General features: G+C 66.3%; 21 protein-coding genes. 13 read left to right on the forward strand and 8 right to left on the reverse strand.

The window, feature by feature from the left end; translation table 11 throughout:
* Nucleotides 1-40: 40 nt before the first annotated feature.
* Nucleotides 41-685 carry a TetR/AcrR family transcriptional regulator gene (locus EV279_RS04900; RefSeq protein WP_133541768.1) on the forward strand — a complete coding sequence of 215 codons (645 nt, stop codon included), beginning with the start codon at nucleotides 41-43 and terminating at the stop codon, nucleotides 683-685.
* Between the two features lie 293 nt (nucleotides 686-978).
* Nucleotides 979-1290: a hypothetical protein gene (locus tag EV279_RS04905; protein WP_133541769.1), complete on the forward strand. Its 312-nt coding sequence runs from the start codon at nucleotides 979-981 to the stop codon at nucleotides 1288-1290.
* 81 nt (nucleotides 1291-1371) lie between these two features.
* Here the strand turns inward: EV279_RS04905 and EV279_RS04910 are convergent, their stop codons facing one another.
* The 5 genes from EV279_RS04910 to EV279_RS04930 all read right to left on the reverse strand — a co-directional run bounded on the left by EV279_RS04910 (nucleotide 1372) and on the right by EV279_RS04930 (nucleotide 4488).
* Nucleotides 1372-1761, reverse strand: coding sequence for a hypothetical protein (locus tag EV279_RS04910; protein ID WP_133541770.1), 390 nt, complete (start codon nucleotides 1759-1761; stop codon nucleotides 1372-1374).
* Nucleotides 1762-1880: 119 nt separating this feature from the next.
* Entirely contained in the window at nucleotides 1881-2411 is a 531-nt protein-coding gene (locus EV279_RS04915; protein WP_133541771.1) for a hypothetical protein, read from the reverse strand.
* A gap of 596 nt (nucleotides 2412-3007) precedes the next feature.
* A complete protein-coding gene (locus EV279_RS04920) occupies nucleotides 3008-3652 on the reverse strand; it encodes a 2'-5' RNA ligase family protein (protein WP_133541772.1) in 645 nt (214 codons plus the stop codon).
* Nucleotides 3653-3787: 135 nt separating this feature from the next.
* Nucleotides 3788-4198 carry a DUF6228 family protein gene (locus EV279_RS16905; protein ID WP_208109470.1) on the reverse strand — a complete coding sequence of 137 codons (411 nt, stop codon included), beginning with the start codon at nucleotides 4196-4198 and terminating at the stop codon, nucleotides 3788-3790.
* Between the two features lie 62 nt (nucleotides 4199-4260).
* Nucleotides 4261-4488, reverse strand: coding sequence for a hypothetical protein (locus EV279_RS04930; RefSeq protein ID WP_133541773.1), 228 nt, complete (start codon nucleotides 4486-4488; stop codon nucleotides 4261-4263).
* 90 nt (nucleotides 4489-4578) lie between these two features.
* Here EV279_RS04930 and EV279_RS16810 point away from each other — a divergent pair, with 90 nt between their 5' ends.
* Nucleotides 4579-4731, forward strand: a complete 153-nt coding sequence (locus EV279_RS16810) for a hypothetical protein (protein ID WP_166644444.1) — start codon at nucleotides 4579-4581, stop codon at nucleotides 4729-4731.
* A gap of 175 nt (nucleotides 4732-4906) precedes the next feature.
* A complete protein-coding gene (locus EV279_RS04935; protein ID WP_133541774.1) occupies nucleotides 4907-5353 on the forward strand; it encodes a hypothetical protein in 447 nt (148 codons plus the stop codon).
* A gap of 68 nt (nucleotides 5354-5421) precedes the next feature.
* On the opposite strand, the gene EV279_RS04940 is transcribed toward EV279_RS04935, so the two are convergent.
* The gene (locus EV279_RS04940) at nucleotides 5422-6429 is read right to left on the reverse strand and encodes a hypothetical protein (RefSeq protein ID WP_133541775.1); all 1008 of its coding nucleotides are present in this window, start codon (nucleotides 6427-6429) and stop codon (nucleotides 5422-5424) included.
* 405 nt (nucleotides 6430-6834) lie between these two features.
* Here EV279_RS04940 and EV279_RS04945 point away from each other — a divergent pair, with 405 nt between their 5' ends.
* Complete coding sequence (locus tag EV279_RS04945; protein ID WP_133541776.1) at nucleotides 6835-8583, forward strand: IS30 family transposase; 1749 nt, start codon at nucleotides 6835-6837, stop codon at nucleotides 8581-8583.
* A 120-nt stretch (nucleotides 8584-8703) separates the two neighbouring features.
* Here the strand turns inward: EV279_RS04945 and EV279_RS04950 are convergent, their stop codons facing one another.
* Entirely contained in the window at nucleotides 8704-9420 is a 717-nt protein-coding gene (locus tag EV279_RS04950; protein ID WP_133541777.1) for a hypothetical protein, read from the reverse strand.
* Between the two features lie 224 nt (nucleotides 9421-9644).
* On the opposite strand from EV279_RS04950, the gene EV279_RS04955 reads away from it, so the two are divergent.
* From EV279_RS04955 to EV279_RS04965, 3 genes are read left to right on the forward strand one after another with little or no spacing between them, the layout of a single operon-like run.
* The gene (locus tag EV279_RS04955; RefSeq protein ID WP_133541778.1) at nucleotides 9645-10637 is read left to right on the forward strand and encodes a hypothetical protein; all 993 of its coding nucleotides are present in this window, start codon (nucleotides 9645-9647) and stop codon (nucleotides 10635-10637) included.
* Nucleotides 10638-10691: 54 nt separating this feature from the next.
* On the forward strand, nucleotides 10692-11429 hold the full coding sequence (locus EV279_RS04960; RefSeq protein ID WP_133541779.1) for a class I SAM-dependent methyltransferase: 738 nt from the start codon (nucleotides 10692-10694) through the stop codon (nucleotides 11427-11429).
* Nucleotides 11430-11467: 38 nt separating this feature from the next.
* A complete protein-coding gene (locus tag EV279_RS04965) occupies nucleotides 11468-12058 on the forward strand; it encodes an ATP-binding protein (protein WP_243728442.1) in 591 nt (196 codons plus the stop codon).
* Here the strand turns inward: EV279_RS04965 and EV279_RS04970 are convergent, their stop codons facing one another.
* Nucleotides 12059-12511, reverse strand: a complete 453-nt coding sequence (locus tag EV279_RS04970; RefSeq protein WP_133541780.1) for a DUF1232 domain-containing protein — start codon at nucleotides 12509-12511, stop codon at nucleotides 12059-12061.
* A 251-nt stretch (nucleotides 12512-12762) separates the two neighbouring features.
* Here EV279_RS04970 and EV279_RS04975 point away from each other — a divergent pair, with 251 nt between their 5' ends.
* From EV279_RS04975 to EV279_RS04995, 5 genes are all read left to right on the forward strand, one after another.
* Nucleotides 12763-13317, forward strand: coding sequence for a DUF937 domain-containing protein (locus EV279_RS04975; RefSeq protein ID WP_133541781.1), 555 nt, complete (start codon nucleotides 12763-12765; stop codon nucleotides 13315-13317).
* Between the two features lie 299 nt (nucleotides 13318-13616).
* Entirely contained in the window at nucleotides 13617-13796 is a 180-nt protein-coding gene (locus tag EV279_RS04980; RefSeq protein ID WP_133541782.1) for a hypothetical protein, read from the forward strand.
* 43 nt (nucleotides 13797-13839) lie between these two features.
* Complete coding sequence (locus EV279_RS04985; protein WP_133541783.1) at nucleotides 13840-14115, forward strand: hypothetical protein; 276 nt, start codon at nucleotides 13840-13842, stop codon at nucleotides 14113-14115.
* A 207-nt stretch (nucleotides 14116-14322) separates the two neighbouring features.
* On the forward strand, nucleotides 14323-14712 hold the full coding sequence (locus EV279_RS04990) for a nuclear transport factor 2 family protein (protein WP_166644446.1): 390 nt from the start codon (nucleotides 14323-14325) through the stop codon (nucleotides 14710-14712).
* Between the two features lie 161 nt (nucleotides 14713-14873).
* Nucleotides 14874-15080, forward strand: coding sequence for a hypothetical protein (locus EV279_RS04995; protein ID WP_133541785.1), 207 nt, complete (start codon nucleotides 14874-14876; stop codon nucleotides 15078-15080).
* The last annotated feature ends 54 nt before the right edge of the window (nucleotides 15081-15134 follow it).

Raw genomic sequence — 15134 nt, forward strand, 5'->3', positions numbered from 1 at the left:
ATGCACGTTCAGTTCCTCCGCGCGCCGCAGATTCCGCTGAATGATCGATTCAGTCAATACACCGTTCAGTCAATATTCGAGCCCTCATCCACACCCGTGGGAGACCATGTCGCCGCGCCGCTACTCAATGTCCGTACGAGCCGAGCAGGCCGCCCAAACGAGGGATCGTATCCTCGCCGCCGCCCTGGCCTGCTACCGAGGAAAGAGGATGTCGGCCACGAGCCTTCAGGCGATTGCGCGTCGAGCGGACGTATCAGCGGGGACGATCCTCAACCAATTCGGATCCGCAGACGCACTCGCTGACGCTGTCGTCGAACAGCTGTCGTCCAGCCTTCGCGTCCCCGACGACAGGGGATGGCCGGACGAGGCGCCTGCCCAGCGCGTGCAACGTCTCGTCGCCGAGATGTTCGAGTTCTACGAACGGAGCCGACCCTGGTTCGACACCTTCCGCGCCGAGCTGGGTGAGGCGCCGGCACTCCGCGACGGCGAGGCCGCTTACCGGCGGACCATCGGCGAGCTCTACGGCCGCGTCTTCGGAGGAGCGCTCGCTGAGGACCGGGTGCGGGCCGCGATCGTCGGACTCACCAACCCCAGCACGTTTGTCGCGCTCCGCGAGGCCGGGATGTCTGTGAGGGATGCTGCGGAACTCATCGCGGAGACGCGCAACCGAACCGTTTCAAGCTGAACCTCGGATGGCGGGCTCTTCGCAGCTCGTCGGAGAGCGGAGAGCCTGCCTCGACGCTGACCTCATCGTGCTTCTGCTCTCTCTCACTGGCTCACCTGGAAGGCGCCGATACCGAATCCTTGAGTTCTTGTGGGCTTCGGTCGCACTGCGCCTAGCCTGAGTTGGTGCAGATGAAACCCCGCCGGCGGTCCGCTCTCCTCGCTACGGTCCTGCTAACGCCAGCTCTAGCGGCTTGCGCCGGGGCAGCGACAGCCTCCCAAACCGCGACGGTCACCGTAACCAACACCACAACGGTGACCCCCACGCCGGAGCCCGTCGCGGCTCCCCGCTCATACGATGACGCGATCGCTGAGGTGGACGCCTGGCTGCTCTGCTGGGGAGCGGTCGCCGGAGCGAACTACGACGACTGGACGATCGAACCGTACGCTGAAGAAGCACCGCTCGGAGGAGAAACTGTTGTCGATAACGGCGATGGCACCTTCGCGGTCACGGTGATGTGGGCGCCTACGTCCGGCGAGGGATGGGCCGGTGAGGCCACCTGCAGGGTCGGCGGCATGGTCGGCGCTCCGTCCGTGGAACTGACCGGGGTGCGGGACTACGGCTGAGTGTTTGCGAGGTCGCTCGCAGGTCAGTCCCTCCCCGTGCCAACGGCAGGGCGCAGGGCTGCCCGGGTTCGGGCCGGGCTGTCAAGGTTTGGCGGCCGCGAGCAGGATCGCCGCCGTCACGGCGCACAAAATCATCGCGCAGGCGCCGAAGACTGGGATGAGAGACGCGCGCGCCCGTCGAACCAGCAGGACGATGCTCACGACGCTCGTCGCGATGTATACGACTGTGAGCCCGGGCCACACGAGTCTGGATGCGGCGTCGTAGAGAAGCAGGTTGCAATCTTGAGGATCGGCCGCGCAGCTAAGCCAATCCCAATAGGGGAGGAAACCTATGGTCACCAGGAGCAGCATCATGAAGGCGAACAGCGCCGCAAGGAGGATCAGTGTCCCCGGGAGGTCCCACTTCGGTCGTCTCCTCCGCGAACGTGAATCGCCACTGGAGGACTCGCCATCGGATGACGTTTCCGACATAAGCCCAAGTTAGCGAAAACGGATCGATCCACGACCGAACCTGGCAGCGCGCGCCCGGGGTCCGCACGCACGTGGGTCGTTAGACGCGCGGGTCGCAACTCGGCTGGCGTAACCATCTCTCACTCTGCTATTGCAACAAGGCCAATCAGGTTCCGTCCACGCTGGATGTCGGCGAGGGTCAGCGCTTCTGGAGGCGCGGAGAGTCCCCGCAGGCCCCAGCCGATGGGAGCCATCTCTAAGCGTCGGCGCGTCACGCCTTCGCTCCATTCGAGAATAATTTGGCCGGCGCCGGTGCCGCTAGGTGTGGACTTTGTCGTGTACTCGAGGGCGCGAAGGCATCGCGCTTCTACGAACACTTCGGAACGTGGGGGTAGCCCGGCCTGGAGCGAGATCGAGCTCTCACGGACGAGAAGCATGTAGGACCACGAGGAATCTCTTGACAGGAACACTGATGCTAGTTCGCGTCGAGCTTCCTTGGACACGGACACCTCGATGACGACGCCGGACGGGTGTTCGCGTCGAACCGCCGATATCAGGGCCTGGCGCCAGAAGAGCCACGCCGACACGAGTAGGAAGGCGACGCCGAGGCCGAATGGTATCGCCGGGGCACGCGACCACCGCAACCATCCCGCATCGATCAGTTCGTCCATGTTCTCCATGGTCAACTGAGGCATGCTGAATTCGAGCCACCAAGCGACTCCCAGCAGAAGTGCGCCCAGCACGGTCAGCGCGAGAGCCCTCAACAATCGAGTCACGAGTGGGACCCGCAGAGCGCAGCGCGTCCCCTGTTGCTCCTCGCCGCCATCTTGTTCCCTCTCGCGAAAGCCGCTGACTCCGTGCCCAGCCGCACCGCTGGCAGGGCGTGGGTCGGCAACGCAACGTCGAGTCAACATACCCCAGCTCGCGCACGGGTTCCGCTCAACTAACAGAACGTCGCGATGCCCGTCCGATCGGCGGTCCTCCATCGAGCGCCGTTGAACGCTGGCCGTCACAAGTAGATTCTGCGCATGACGGGAGACGCGCGGAGGGCATGGGTGATCGTTGGCGGAGGCTTCCTGGCGGCTGTCGCGATCGCGGTCGGGTTGGTCGCGGTGTCGTCCTGGCTCGTCGACTCCGCCGATCGTGAAGAGGAGCCTCCAGGAACGCGAGGCGCTTGACTGCTCGGCCATCGGTCGCTCAGCGAGGCAAACCTGCCCGCCACCGTGCGTAGCTTCCCGCGTCCTCGCGCGTATCGCGAGCGGCAAGGTCAGCGACGCAACTCTTGCTGCGCAACCACCCGCCATGTGTAGACGCGGTCATCACGACCGAGTTCGATGAGCGACAGGCGCGCAGATGGAACGACGATGGGACGAAGGTCAGCGAGGTTCAGCGCGTCGCTCAGCTCCTCTTCACTGATCTGTTTGGAGAAGTAGCCGAGACTCACGTGAGGGTAAAAGACCTCGTCCGGTTCAGGGACGGGGCCGCCGGCCGCCGCCACGAGCTCGCCTTGCATCTTTCGCAGCTCCTGTAATCCCGGTGACGTCGCGGAGAGACAGAGACCCTCCTGATAGATGAAGAGGCGATCGAAGACCAGCGGCCCGACCGAGGTGCGAGACGCCGCGCTGAAGACAGAGTCGACATGCTTACTCAGCGTCGCCGGGTCGTAATCACCTGAATGCCCGACGCCCGTCATCGTCAGATGCAACCACTCGACCGGCACGACATCGACGCCCGTTACCGTGCTGAGGGTCTTCCCGGCACGCTCCGCCGCCTCGTGGAGACTGGTCGCGTCCTCGAACGTGAGATGCCAGGTCAGGTAGCGAGTGCCCGGACCCCATCCCTCCCGCCACCACCAATGGTTCCGGGTGCGCTCGAAGGCGCCTCGCTGCCGCGGTAACGGATGAGATGGCATCGTCCCATTGTCTGCGATGTGTCAAAGATCTCGAGCAGTGCGTTTCACTCCCGACGTGTGATCCAGCACGTCCCCGGTCGCCAGCACCTCAGGTGCGGTGCGCACGCCCGTCGCTATCCGTGCACGGCAAACGCCTCAGAGCACACCGGCGAACGCAGCGACGTCGCGCGCTACCCTCGTCAGTTCTTCGCCCGGTTCGATCTCAAGGTCGCCCTCCGCGAGCCAGCCGTCGTTACCCCCATCGAGCGCGGACCGCCGCATCGTGACCTTCAGCTGGATGTGGCCGCCGCGGTGAATGGCGACCAGACGCAGTTCGCCCTCCAACGATTCCCAGCTCTTCGTTTCTCGCCAGCCGCGCCAGGACTTCTCCATCGACTCGAAGAATTTGACGAGATCCTCAAAGCCTCCGCCCCAGTGCTCCTCGACGGTGGTGCAAGCATGCAGGCCGCCGAGAGCGAGAATCGCGACGGCTTGGGTCGGAGTGGCGGGTGCCGGTGGTGTAAGGCTCAGGTACTCGGACCGGCCCCCGATGCGCGCTTCGGGCATGCATTTGATGATGCCGTACCGGTTGGGCCAGGGCACGCACGCCGGTCCGTCGACGCACGCGTTCAGGGCTCTTCGGCGTTTCCCACAGCTTCGATCCAGTCCACGGCCGCGTCGGATAGGAAGAAGCCGTCAGGTCCTGCTTCGCCGATCCACCAAGCGTTCGAGGTGAAGATGCCGCCGGCTGCAACAACCTTGCCGAGCACGCCCGCCGGCAGCGCCTCGCCGTTGTGCGCGATCAGCCAGTCCTTCCTCGTCGCGTCCAAGGACGACCACCATTCGATGCTCTCCACCGAGGTAGAGTCTCATCCCCGTGCCGCCGACGTAAGAGGGCCCTCCATCGAGCGCCGTTGATCGCTGGTCGTCACAAGTAGAGTCTGCGCATGACGGGAGACGCGCGGAGGGCATGGGTGATCGCTGGCGGAGGCTTCCTGGCGGCTGTCGCGATCGCGGTCGGGTTGGTCGCGGTGTCGTCCTGGCTCGTCGACTCCGCCGATCGCGAAGAGGCGCCTCCGGGCAACGCGCGACGCGCCTGACTGCTCGGCCATCGGTCCCTCATAGCGCGACGCCCGAACCTGAGACTGTCGCTCACGCCGTTTCCATGAACCGCCGTCAGCGGTACTCTCTCGCCAGAGATACACGGGGGCGGGTATGGGAGACCGCGACACATCCGATGCGGAACGGATAGCGAGGTACCTCCGTCTCTGCGACGTGTTGCCCGACGACGTCATCATTGCCGCAAACGACTACGCCAGTACGAACCTCGCGCGATACAAGCGTGACGCGCTGCTGGAAGTTCTCGCGCCTTTTCGAACGCCGCAGGAGGGCCGCGACACCGTCTCTCCGCTGCTCTTCGGGACATTGCTCTGCCGAGCGCTGCGATATCAAGCGGAGCACGACCGCCCGGGTGGCCGGCCACCTGCCCCGACAGATGCGCGAGCGGAGGCACACCCAGTTCTCGAGCTGATGAAGATGGGCGCAGGCCCCGCCTTCGTTTATTGGTTCATGGACAGTCCCGCGTTGAGCTCGTACTTCTCTTCAACTGATTCTCGTGAATTCGCCGAGGAGCGCGCCTGGGTGGAGGAGCTCGGGCCGCCCCCGAGCATTTGGTCATATGCGGGCCACTATGACGAGGATCCGGACTATCCCGGCCTCTGACTCCCGTAGCAAAAGGCCGGTCGGTCAACGCGCGGTCGGGCCCGCGAGTTAGCGAAGCGGTCTACGCCTCAGACAACCACCGAGAGTGGGTCGTAGGTTCGCACGATTTCGATGGCTATCTCGACAGCGCGCTTGGCCTGTTCGCTGGTCGGCGTGATGCCTTGATGGATGGCATCGTTGCGGATGTGCACAAGACCGGTCATCGTGTCGGCGGGCAACGTTGCAGTCGTCCAATCGACATAGACACCGAGAGTCGGTCGTCGGCCATGGCGGTCCCTGCCGCTCGCCGGGTGGGTGACGCGCCAGTTCGCGAGAACCAGCTCAACCGCTGTGCCAGCGTCGATCACCGCCTTGCGATAGCGGTCCCGCTTCAGATCACCTCGCGCGTCTCGGAGGAAGAGATGTGAGTCCGGCGGCAATCGACCCTGGTTGGTCGCAGCCACGATCCGCCTGAAGACTCCGAGCGTCACCGGTTCGGCCTCCGTGCGCCAGAGGTTCACCATACGTGGCCACGCGGAACGCGACGGACCGTCGTCAGCGATGGCACGGAACGCTAGGCCCGCTCCAACGGTCGTTGGCCGAACATGCGGATTGTCGAACAGCGTGTCCTGGCTCCCCACAGCCCCGATCCATATGAGCAGTCGCTCGAACCATCCAGGGACCTCTCCGAACATCGCGTCAAGTGCGGGTCCAATTGGAGTCCAACCCTCTATCGCGTTCGGGCTGCGCTCGATGCGCTCATCGTCGAGTTCAAACTCAAATGCGACTGACCCGAGCCACGCCCCTTCAAACCTGGGAGGGTTGGTTCGCCACTCGCCAACCTTGCCCCAGTAGTACCAATCGTCGTGTCGCGGCGACTTGGCGATGTGTTCGATCTTGGGAGCGAGTACTTCGAAGTTCCAGTCTTCCCCCATCGACCCGTCGGTGCCCTTCACCTGTGAGCTGCGCCACTCGATGTGCGGCAAGGTCAGTCGAGCGCCATATCCGGCGATACGCGCGAAGTAGGACTTGCCGTAGCAGGCCCGGGCAAGCTTCACGCGTACCGGCAATTCATAGGTTGCCACCATGTGCGCCACGGGACGACAGTATCCCGACGCCTCGGACGGGCCGCTTGAATCGCTCTCTGAAACGAGATAGGCCGGGAGTCTCGTTGTGCTGCGAGATACCGGGCTTCTCGGCTCCCTCGCGGTTCTCGATAGGGACCATCGATGGTTGCGGGGGCCTGACATAGACCCAGCTCACTTAGGAGAGCGTCTGGCCTGCGGTGCGCACGCCGGTCGCTCACCGGTCGATCCTCAGCCCTGCGTCGGCCAACTGTGTTGCGCGCGTCAGCGGCTTCGAGTGCAAGAAGCGCATCCGAGTTCCGGTCGTTGACGCACCGTGAATCCGACGTGCCCGGATAGGCGGCGCGCTGACCGGCGCGATGAGCCTGCACCGGATTCAATTGATCGATGCAACACCTCTGCTGGAGGTGGTTGCTGATGTATCTGGCCCTGTCCTCGCCTACCGCGGTGCGGCTTCTGGCTGCGGTGAAGTCGGGTGAGAGTCTCAGAAAGTCGGCCCGCATGGCGGGGGTCGGTAAGGGCAGCTTGTATCGCCTGCTGCGCGACCGGTACCTGCAGTTGCGTCGTTCGGGTCTGGATTCGGCGGCGGCGGTCGCGGAGATGGGGGTGCGGACCGGTTACATCCCCGAGTGGGAAGCCTTGGTTGATCATCCGCGGCTGCGGCATCACCTTGCTGTTGCCGAAGCGATCGAGGCGCGGTTCTGGGACGCGTTCGAATCGGGCATGACGATCACCGCGGCCAGTCACGCAGCCGGTGTTTCCCACGCGACCGGGCAGCGGTGGATCCAGCGCCGATTCGATCTGCTGCGCGCTGACCGGGTGAGCGTTGAGGAGTGCGCTCGAAGACTGCGGCTCCGTGCCGGAGGCGCCGAGAGGCTCGAGCGGCACTGGCAAGCCCGGCTTCGAGTTCGGCAGAGCGAAGCTGCTGCCGCCCGCCGGATCGCGTTGGCGACCGCGGCCCGTCATGTCGAACAGGCCACCGCGCTCCACGGAACGCTGAGGAGGAAGCAGGAGCTGACCGAGCGGTACTGGCAGCTGACACGCGAGGGCGTGACCAACACGGAGGCCTGCAGAATTCTCGGCATGTCACGCCGAGCCGGGGGTGAGATCCGTAGGCAAGCCCAGGACCGCATCCCACCGCAGACGGGCCTCCATCGTGGGCCCAGCCGCTATCTGGAGCTGCGGGAGCGAGTGACGATCGCGGATCTGCGCCGGCTCGGGTTCTCGATCAGGAAGATCGCGGAACACCTCGGTCGCTCCCCGTCGACGGTCAGCCGGGAGCTGCGTCGCCACGCTACAGCCGACGGGAACTACCTTCCCGCCACCGCCGACCACGCCGCCCACCTGCAGCGAGCCCGACCGAAGACCCCGAAACTGGCCGTCAACAATCGACTCCGGCAACTGGTCCAGCGCAAGCTCAACAGATGCTGGTCCCCGGAGGAGATCAGCGGATGGCTACGCAAGACCTACCCGGCCGACACAGGCATGCGGATCTGCCACGAGACGATCTACCGCGCCCTGCTCACCCGCGAAGACACCGGACTGCACAAGCGCTACGCGACCAAACTCCGCACTGGTCGCCGCATCCGCAAGAACCGCTGGCGTCACAATCACGTCACCGGCACCTCGCGCATCCGGAACATGATGATGATCCACGAGCGCCCCGCCGACGTCGAGGACAAGATCGTTCCCGGCCATTGGGAAGGCGACCTGATCCTCGGCACCGGGTCCGCCTCCGCGATGATCACCTTGCGTGAGCGCGTCACTCACTACGGCATCGTCATCAACCTCCCCCTCGACCACACCTCCGCCACCGTCACCGCGGAGATCACCCGCGCCTTCCGTCGACTCCCCAGTCACCTCAAGCGCACACTCACCTGGGACCAGGGCGTCGAGATGGCCGGCCACGCCGAACTCACCCGCGCGACCGGCGTCCCCGTGTTCTTCGCCGACCGCTCCAGCCCCTGGCAGCGAGGCGCGAATGAGAACTTCAACGGGCTGCTACGCCAGTACTTTCCGAAAGGAACCGACCTCTCGCACCACAGCGCCAAGCACGTCGCACAAGTCATGAACGAGCTCAATTCCCGACCCCGCAAGAAGCTCGACTACGACACCCCCGCCTCACGATTCAACGCCGCCCGCACCCTCGCCACACCGGTCCGATAGCCTTCCCAAACAACGTCATGTTGCATCGACCATCAGAATCCGCCCTGCCGTATTCGCGCGACGGCGCGAGACCGGGGGCCTAGCCCGGTTTCGGGTTCGGCCGGTGCGCATCACCGGTCACTACGCCGGCGCAAATGGTGCCGGCACCCACACGCGGTGCGTGCCGACGATCTCGAAGCCGACGGCGAGAGCCCGCGCGAGGTCGGCGTCGCGCTCGTAGCCCACGATGGCGCGGCCCGGATGCGATCGGCCGATCGCGGCGAGCAATCCGAGCCAATCGGGGTCGGTGCCGGGGCGCTCCCACACGTTCGACACTCCGACGACGTCCCCGCTGGGAGGCTGATGCGTGACAGCGCCACCGATAAGGCGTCCGTCGGCGAACCGCCCGAGGATTCGGAAGCGCGGATGCCTCAGCGCGGCCTCGGGCAGCACGCCGACGTAGTCGTGCAGCTCGCTCCATCGATCCAGGTCGCGCGCGTCGTTGAGCTCGGTCCATTCCTCGGCGAGACCCGGTTCCGGGGCTGTGCGGTGGATCCACTTCGCCTCGAGCAGCTCCTCGAACCCGTGCCCGGCCAGCTCGAGATCTGCGAAGCAGTCCGCGACGCCGCCGCCGGGAAGTCCGCCTCGCCGCCGCGCCCGGCTCGCCTCTGCAGCGGCATGCGCGTCGATTCCAGGCCGAAGAGCGAGCACCGACGAATGAAACAGCGGCACAGGCCCGCCCGCGACCCAGAGCCCGTCGGCCACGGAGACAGGGACGCCGTGCAGCTCCATCACGTCGTCGTACCAGCTCCGGCTCGCCGCAACCGCGGCCTCGAGCCGCGGGTCAGGAGGCGTCATCCACCCAGTCTCGCCCCCGCGCGGTCGCGGGGGCCTGTCGACACCCGATGGGCAGCGGTACCATGACGCCAGGCGCTCCGCTGGGGGTGAGCGCAAGCCGTGACAGCGGCGATCGTGGCAGGCGTCGCGGCGAGTCCTTCTACTGCGAGGGAGCAGCCATGACAGCGACGACTGGTGGGGCGCGTGCGTCACGACCGAGGCCGGAAGACGAACCGCCGGAGTTCGTGACGACGGCACTGAAGACCCATCGATATCTGCGACTATCGTTCGTCTTCGCCGTCGGAGCCCTTCTCATCGGCGTGACCATCGCCTCGGTCGCGGGCAACTATCTGAAGGGATCGATCAGCTACTACTACTGGACACCCGCCCGGAACGTGCTGGTCGGAGTGCTCATCGCGGCGTCCGTCGCGATGCTCGTGCTCAACGGGCGAGGGGGCGCAGCATCCATCCGGCTGTTCGGACGCTGGAACATCAACGTTCCCAGCCCGTCGACGCTGCTCGACTTCGCCGCTATCTTCGGGCCTCTGATCGCGATCGTGCCGACGGACATGAAGAAGACCGAACAGGGACTGACGACGTTCACGTGCGAGGTGAACGAGGTGGAGTGTCTTCCGAAGGCCGCACTGCCTGACGTGCAGAACGCGGTGCTCACGTACATCTTCGCCGTGGCCGTGATCCTCGCGGTGATGTGGTTCGTACGTAGCAGGAACGCGAAGCGGAAGCCGTTCGCGCTGCTCGTGCCCGTGACCGCCGTCATCACCGCCCTCGCCCTCTTCGTCCTCACCTTCGTGTGGAACGACGCATTCCCGTACATCCGCCTCGGCGGCTGGAGCGTCAGCATCCACTACCTTGCGACGTTCCTCTTTTTCGCGGCATTCGCGCTCGTGGTGTGGATCCGCGGTTCTCGTGACGACGATCCCGAGGACCGCACTCCGCCGACTCCGCGGCAGAAGCGCTGGTACAAGGGTCTGGCGGTGGCGATGGCACTCGACATCCTGTTCCTCGTCGGGCTGAGTGTGTTCGCGTGGATCGGCTTCGAGGATCTGTTCCCGGGCTTCCCGGAAGTGATGGTCGGCGAGTTCGCGGGCCTGATCGTGTTCGCCTGGTTCTGGGCGATCCAGACGCGGCAGCGCTGGAACGAGGTAATCACCCCGCTTCCCCGCGAAGGATCGGTCACCGCCGGTGAGCTCAGCCGAAGGCTGACCCCGGTGGAATGACCCACGGGCTCGTCACCTGAAGCCCGAGGCCGGGCCACGGTGTAGCGTGCAGCCGTGGTGAGCAGCGACTACTGGACCGCGGAAGACGCGGCACACTATGACGCCGACGCAGGCGAGATGTTCGCGCCCGCAGTCCTCGACCCGGTGGTCGATTTCCTCAGCGAGATGGCGGGGGAGGGACGCGCGCTCGAGTTCGCGGTCGGGACGGGAAGGGTTGCGATCCCACTGCTGGAGCGCGGGGTTCCCGTTCACGGCATCGAGCTCTCGCAGCCGATGACGGATCGGCTGCGTGAGAAGATCGGCCCGGATCGCCTTCCCGTCACCGTCGGAGACATGGCGACGACTGTCGTCGAGGGGGAGTTCTCGCTCGTCTACCTCGTGTTCAATACGCTCGGCAACCTGCGGACGCAGGCGGAGCAGGTCGCCTGCTTCCGCAACGCGGCCGGTCACCTCGAACCGGGGGGCTTGTTCGTCATCGAGTTGGGGGTCCCTTCTCTGCGCCGGATGCCTCCGGGTCAGACGGCGGTGCCCTTCGACGTCAGCGATCATCACGTCGGTATGGACACTCTCGATCCGGTCACGCAGCAGGGAACCTCGCATCACTATCGGCGCACCGACGATGGCGCCGTGCATTACGGAGCCAGCAACTTCCGCTACGCGTGGCCCTCGGAGTGCGATCTCATGGCGCAGCTCGCGGGGCTGGAGTTCGTCGCGCGATACGCCGACTGGCAGCGGCATCCATTCACCGCTGAGAGCGAGAGCCACGTCTCGGTGTGGCGGAAGTCGGGCTGAGTGGCAAGTCCCCCGGCTCCGCAGCGCGAATCGAGTGGATGCCGGCTGCTCGCAGCTTCTTCGTCGACGAGATCGTGAAAGGGCGGATGCGGATGTCGCGGCCGACTCTCTTCCTGACCATCAGGCTGCCGGGCACCGGCAAGACCACCGATGCCCGTCGGATCGAGGTCGAGCGTGGCGCGCTGCGTCTCACGAAGGACGAGTGGATGAAGGCCCTGTACGGAACGGCGAACCCCTCTTCCGCGTCGGATGTCATCGAGGGAAGGCTCGTCGAGATCGGCCTGAGAGCGCTGGAACTGGGACTCGATGTGATCATCGACTTCGGCCTGTGGGGCAAGGACGAGCGCTCTGCGCTGCGTCAGGCTGCAGCGGACCGCGGCGCGGCGTGCGAGCTGCGCTACTACCGGCTCACCGCGCACGAGCAGCGCAGACGGCTCGACCTGCGGCAGGCGGAGAACCCTGACGCGACCTGGCCGATGTCGGACGAGGAGCTCGCCCGCTGGGCGGCCGCGATCGACGTCCCCAGCGCCGGCGAGCTCGACGGCAGCGAGCCCATCGACCCGCCGCCATCCGGATTCGTCACGTGGGACGAGTGGCGCGTGCATCGCTGGCCCCCGTCCGTCCACTAGCTAACGGTCGGTGCGAGGGCTCTGATGCTCTCCCTGCTCCTTGTCGTAGCCGGCGAGAGTGAGGACGCTGCGCAGGCTCGCGGGGGTGCCGGGCCAGTGGCGTTCGATGGCGTCCATGCCGGCGTGCCGGATCGCGAACCGCAGAACGATCGCGACGATGATCGCGTCGTCGGCGTAGCCCAGCACCGGAATGAAGTCGGGCACGAGATCGATGGGCAGAAGCAGATACCCGAGCAGACCGAGCAGCCACCAGCGGGTCGCGCGCGGAACGGTCGGGTCACCGGCCAGCCGTTTCACCAGACGGATGACGTCGGGCACCAGTCGCACGATGGACCGCCAGTCCACGTCCGAGTCGGCGCGTCGTTGCTGCATCCACAGCACGACCAGCAGCACCACCCAGAGCAGGACGATGCCGCCGACGATACCGAGGACGATGGTCAACCAGTCCGGCATCCGGCTTCCCACCTTCCGTCACGGGCGCCACCATCCAACCCCACCTGCGCGGAACGCCCAACTCGGCAGCTGACGCCGGATCGTCACGATCGCCTGGACTCGGGGTCGATCAGCGCGGACGCCGGGGGTTTCGCTCGCGCCCGAATCCCAGCATCCTCGCCCGGTTCTCGCAAGCCCTGGCTCGGTCTCACCGCCCGTCACTACCGTGACGGAGGAGCGGGGACCAACCACCTCGCAGTGCGGAGACGATCATGGACGGGAACGACGAGATCCTGAATTCACTGCCGGTGAATGAGATCGCCGCCAAGCTCGGTGTAGACCCGAGCGTTGCGCGGCAGGCGATCCAGGAGGGCGGCGCGACGATCCTGACCGGTCTTCAGCGGAATGCGCAGACGCCCGAAGGCTCGCAGTCGATCCTGAACGCACTCGACAAGCACTCGGGCACCATCGGAGAGGGAACAGTGGATGTCGACAGCGTCGACACCGCGGACGGTCAGAAGATCCTCGGGCACATCTTCGGCGACCAGCAGCAGGCTGTGGCGCAGAAGCTCACGTCGGAGCCGCAGACGGCGGGCATCGACTTCGGCAAGCTGCTGCCGATCCTGGCGCCGATCGTGCTCGGGCTGATCGCGAAGAAGCAGGGCAGCACCTCCGGCGGGGCGGGATCCGGCACCAGCGCCGGCGGGGGCGGCATCGGCGACATCATCGGCGGACTGCTGGGCGGCAGCGGCTCGGGCGGCGGGTCGTCCGCAGGCGGCATCGACATCGGCGGACTGCTGGGCGGGCTCTTCGGCGGCAGGAAGTAGGCACTCGCGGAGCGTCGACAGCCGGCCCCGCACGCATCCCAGCGGCACGCCCTACCACGAACCGGAGGGCGGTGGCTGTCCCCCGAATGGGGACTGCCTGGCGCGGATGCCGCCGCCTAGCGTGGCAGGACGGTGCGCCTGACGGGCGAGCCGCAGGACGACCGAAGGAGGTCTGTGTGGGTAACTCGATGGCACGACGCCGGATCACGGCAATGATCAGTGGCACCGCCTTGCTGGTGGGTGCGGGGGTGGTCGGTGTCGCCGCTCCTGCGTCGGCGGGTACCTTGGCCCCCGCTTGTGTGAAGGCGTGGACCCTGTCGGACGGAGACGTCCGCGTGCGGAACGATTGCGCCAACTCCAAGCGCATCAAAGTCGTGATGGCCTGGGGCCCCGACCTCGCCTGCTGGACGATCCCCGCCGGCGGCGGCGCCGAGTGGGATGACCCGCTGGGCCGGCTCGACCGCGTGGAGCTCTGCTGAGACCGTGATGGGCAAGCCATCGAGGTCACGCCCGTGGCGCCGGTTGACCGCAGCCGCCAGCGCCGCGGCCTTGCTCGCCGGAACGGTCGTGTTCGGTGTCGCGGCGCCCGCGTCGGCGGGTGAGCTCGCACCGGACTGCGTGAAAGCCTGGGAGTACAGTTCCGGACACGTCTACGTCTGGAACACGTGTGCCAGAGACAAGCGCATCAAGGTCGTCATGGCGTGGGGTCCGGACCAGGCGTGCACGACGCTGCGCGCCGGCTACGACAAGCTGTACCTCGACCCGTTCGGTCGGTTCGATCGCGTCGAACTCTGCTGAACCGGGTCTGAGATCCGCCTGCGGTGGAGGGGTGGGCTGCGACCGCGGTCCGGGGCATCCCGCGACGTCGTCTCGGATGCATCCCACCCCTTCTCTGCGGCTTCTGCCCGGCGGACCACTCGCGCGAACGACACCCGCATCGTCGGCGGGGTCAACGGTCTCCCTGTGCCCTATCGGGTCGCCTTCCTCCGACGCGAGAATGAACGGGTGGCCGCTCGAGACGAGGTCCTCCAGGCAGCTGAGGCTCGCGCCGCTGCGCTCGCGGCGGGCGACGAGCGTGCCCTCATGGTGCTGCTGCACCCGGAGTTCGGCTGGACGACGCACACCGGGGAGCGGTTCGACCGCGATGGCTACCTGGCCGCGAATGTCGGCGGGCCGACGCGCTGGCACGCCCAGACGTTGACAGAGATCACGGTCACCGTTGTCGGCGACGCCGCCGTTCTGCGATGTTCGGTCACGGATGATGTGAGCACGCAGGCCGGACGAAGCGAGTACCGGATGCCGATGACTCAGATCTGGGTGCGTTCCGACGGCCGGTGGCGCTGTCTGGGTGGGCATGCGGGACCGCGCCTTGCGGCGCACGGACCCCTTCCGTGAAGAGTGTGGGTATCACGGTGGCTGAGCCCTCCTGCCGCGCTCGCCGACGGTGTCGAGCACCGGCATCCGGGAGCCTCCCGGCCGCCCCCCGGTGTCGGATTCGCCCGCATTCGGTAGAGTCGGCGGCCAGAGGACGTCCCGACCCGTCCGAGAGGCACCCGATGGCAAGAGACAAGGCGATCGACGAGTCGAAGGCGATGGAGGAGATCGCCGAACGGCTTCAGGAGCGTTTCCCGGAGGCGTCTCGCCAGACGATCGTCGACGCGATCGAGAAGGCCCGGGCAGGCTTCGACGGGGCGAAAGTCCGCGACTTCGTCCCCGTCCTCATCGAGAAGGAAGCCAAAGCCCACCTCAAGGGCAAGCGCTGAGCGGGCCACGCGCCGAGGTCTCACCGGCATCCCGGCGGATGCCGAACCGGAGCA

Origin of the sequence: Microbacterium sp. BK668, from assembly GCF_004362195.1 — a bacterium.
Lineage (GTDB): Bacteria > Actinomycetota > Actinomycetes > Actinomycetales > Microbacteriaceae > Microbacterium.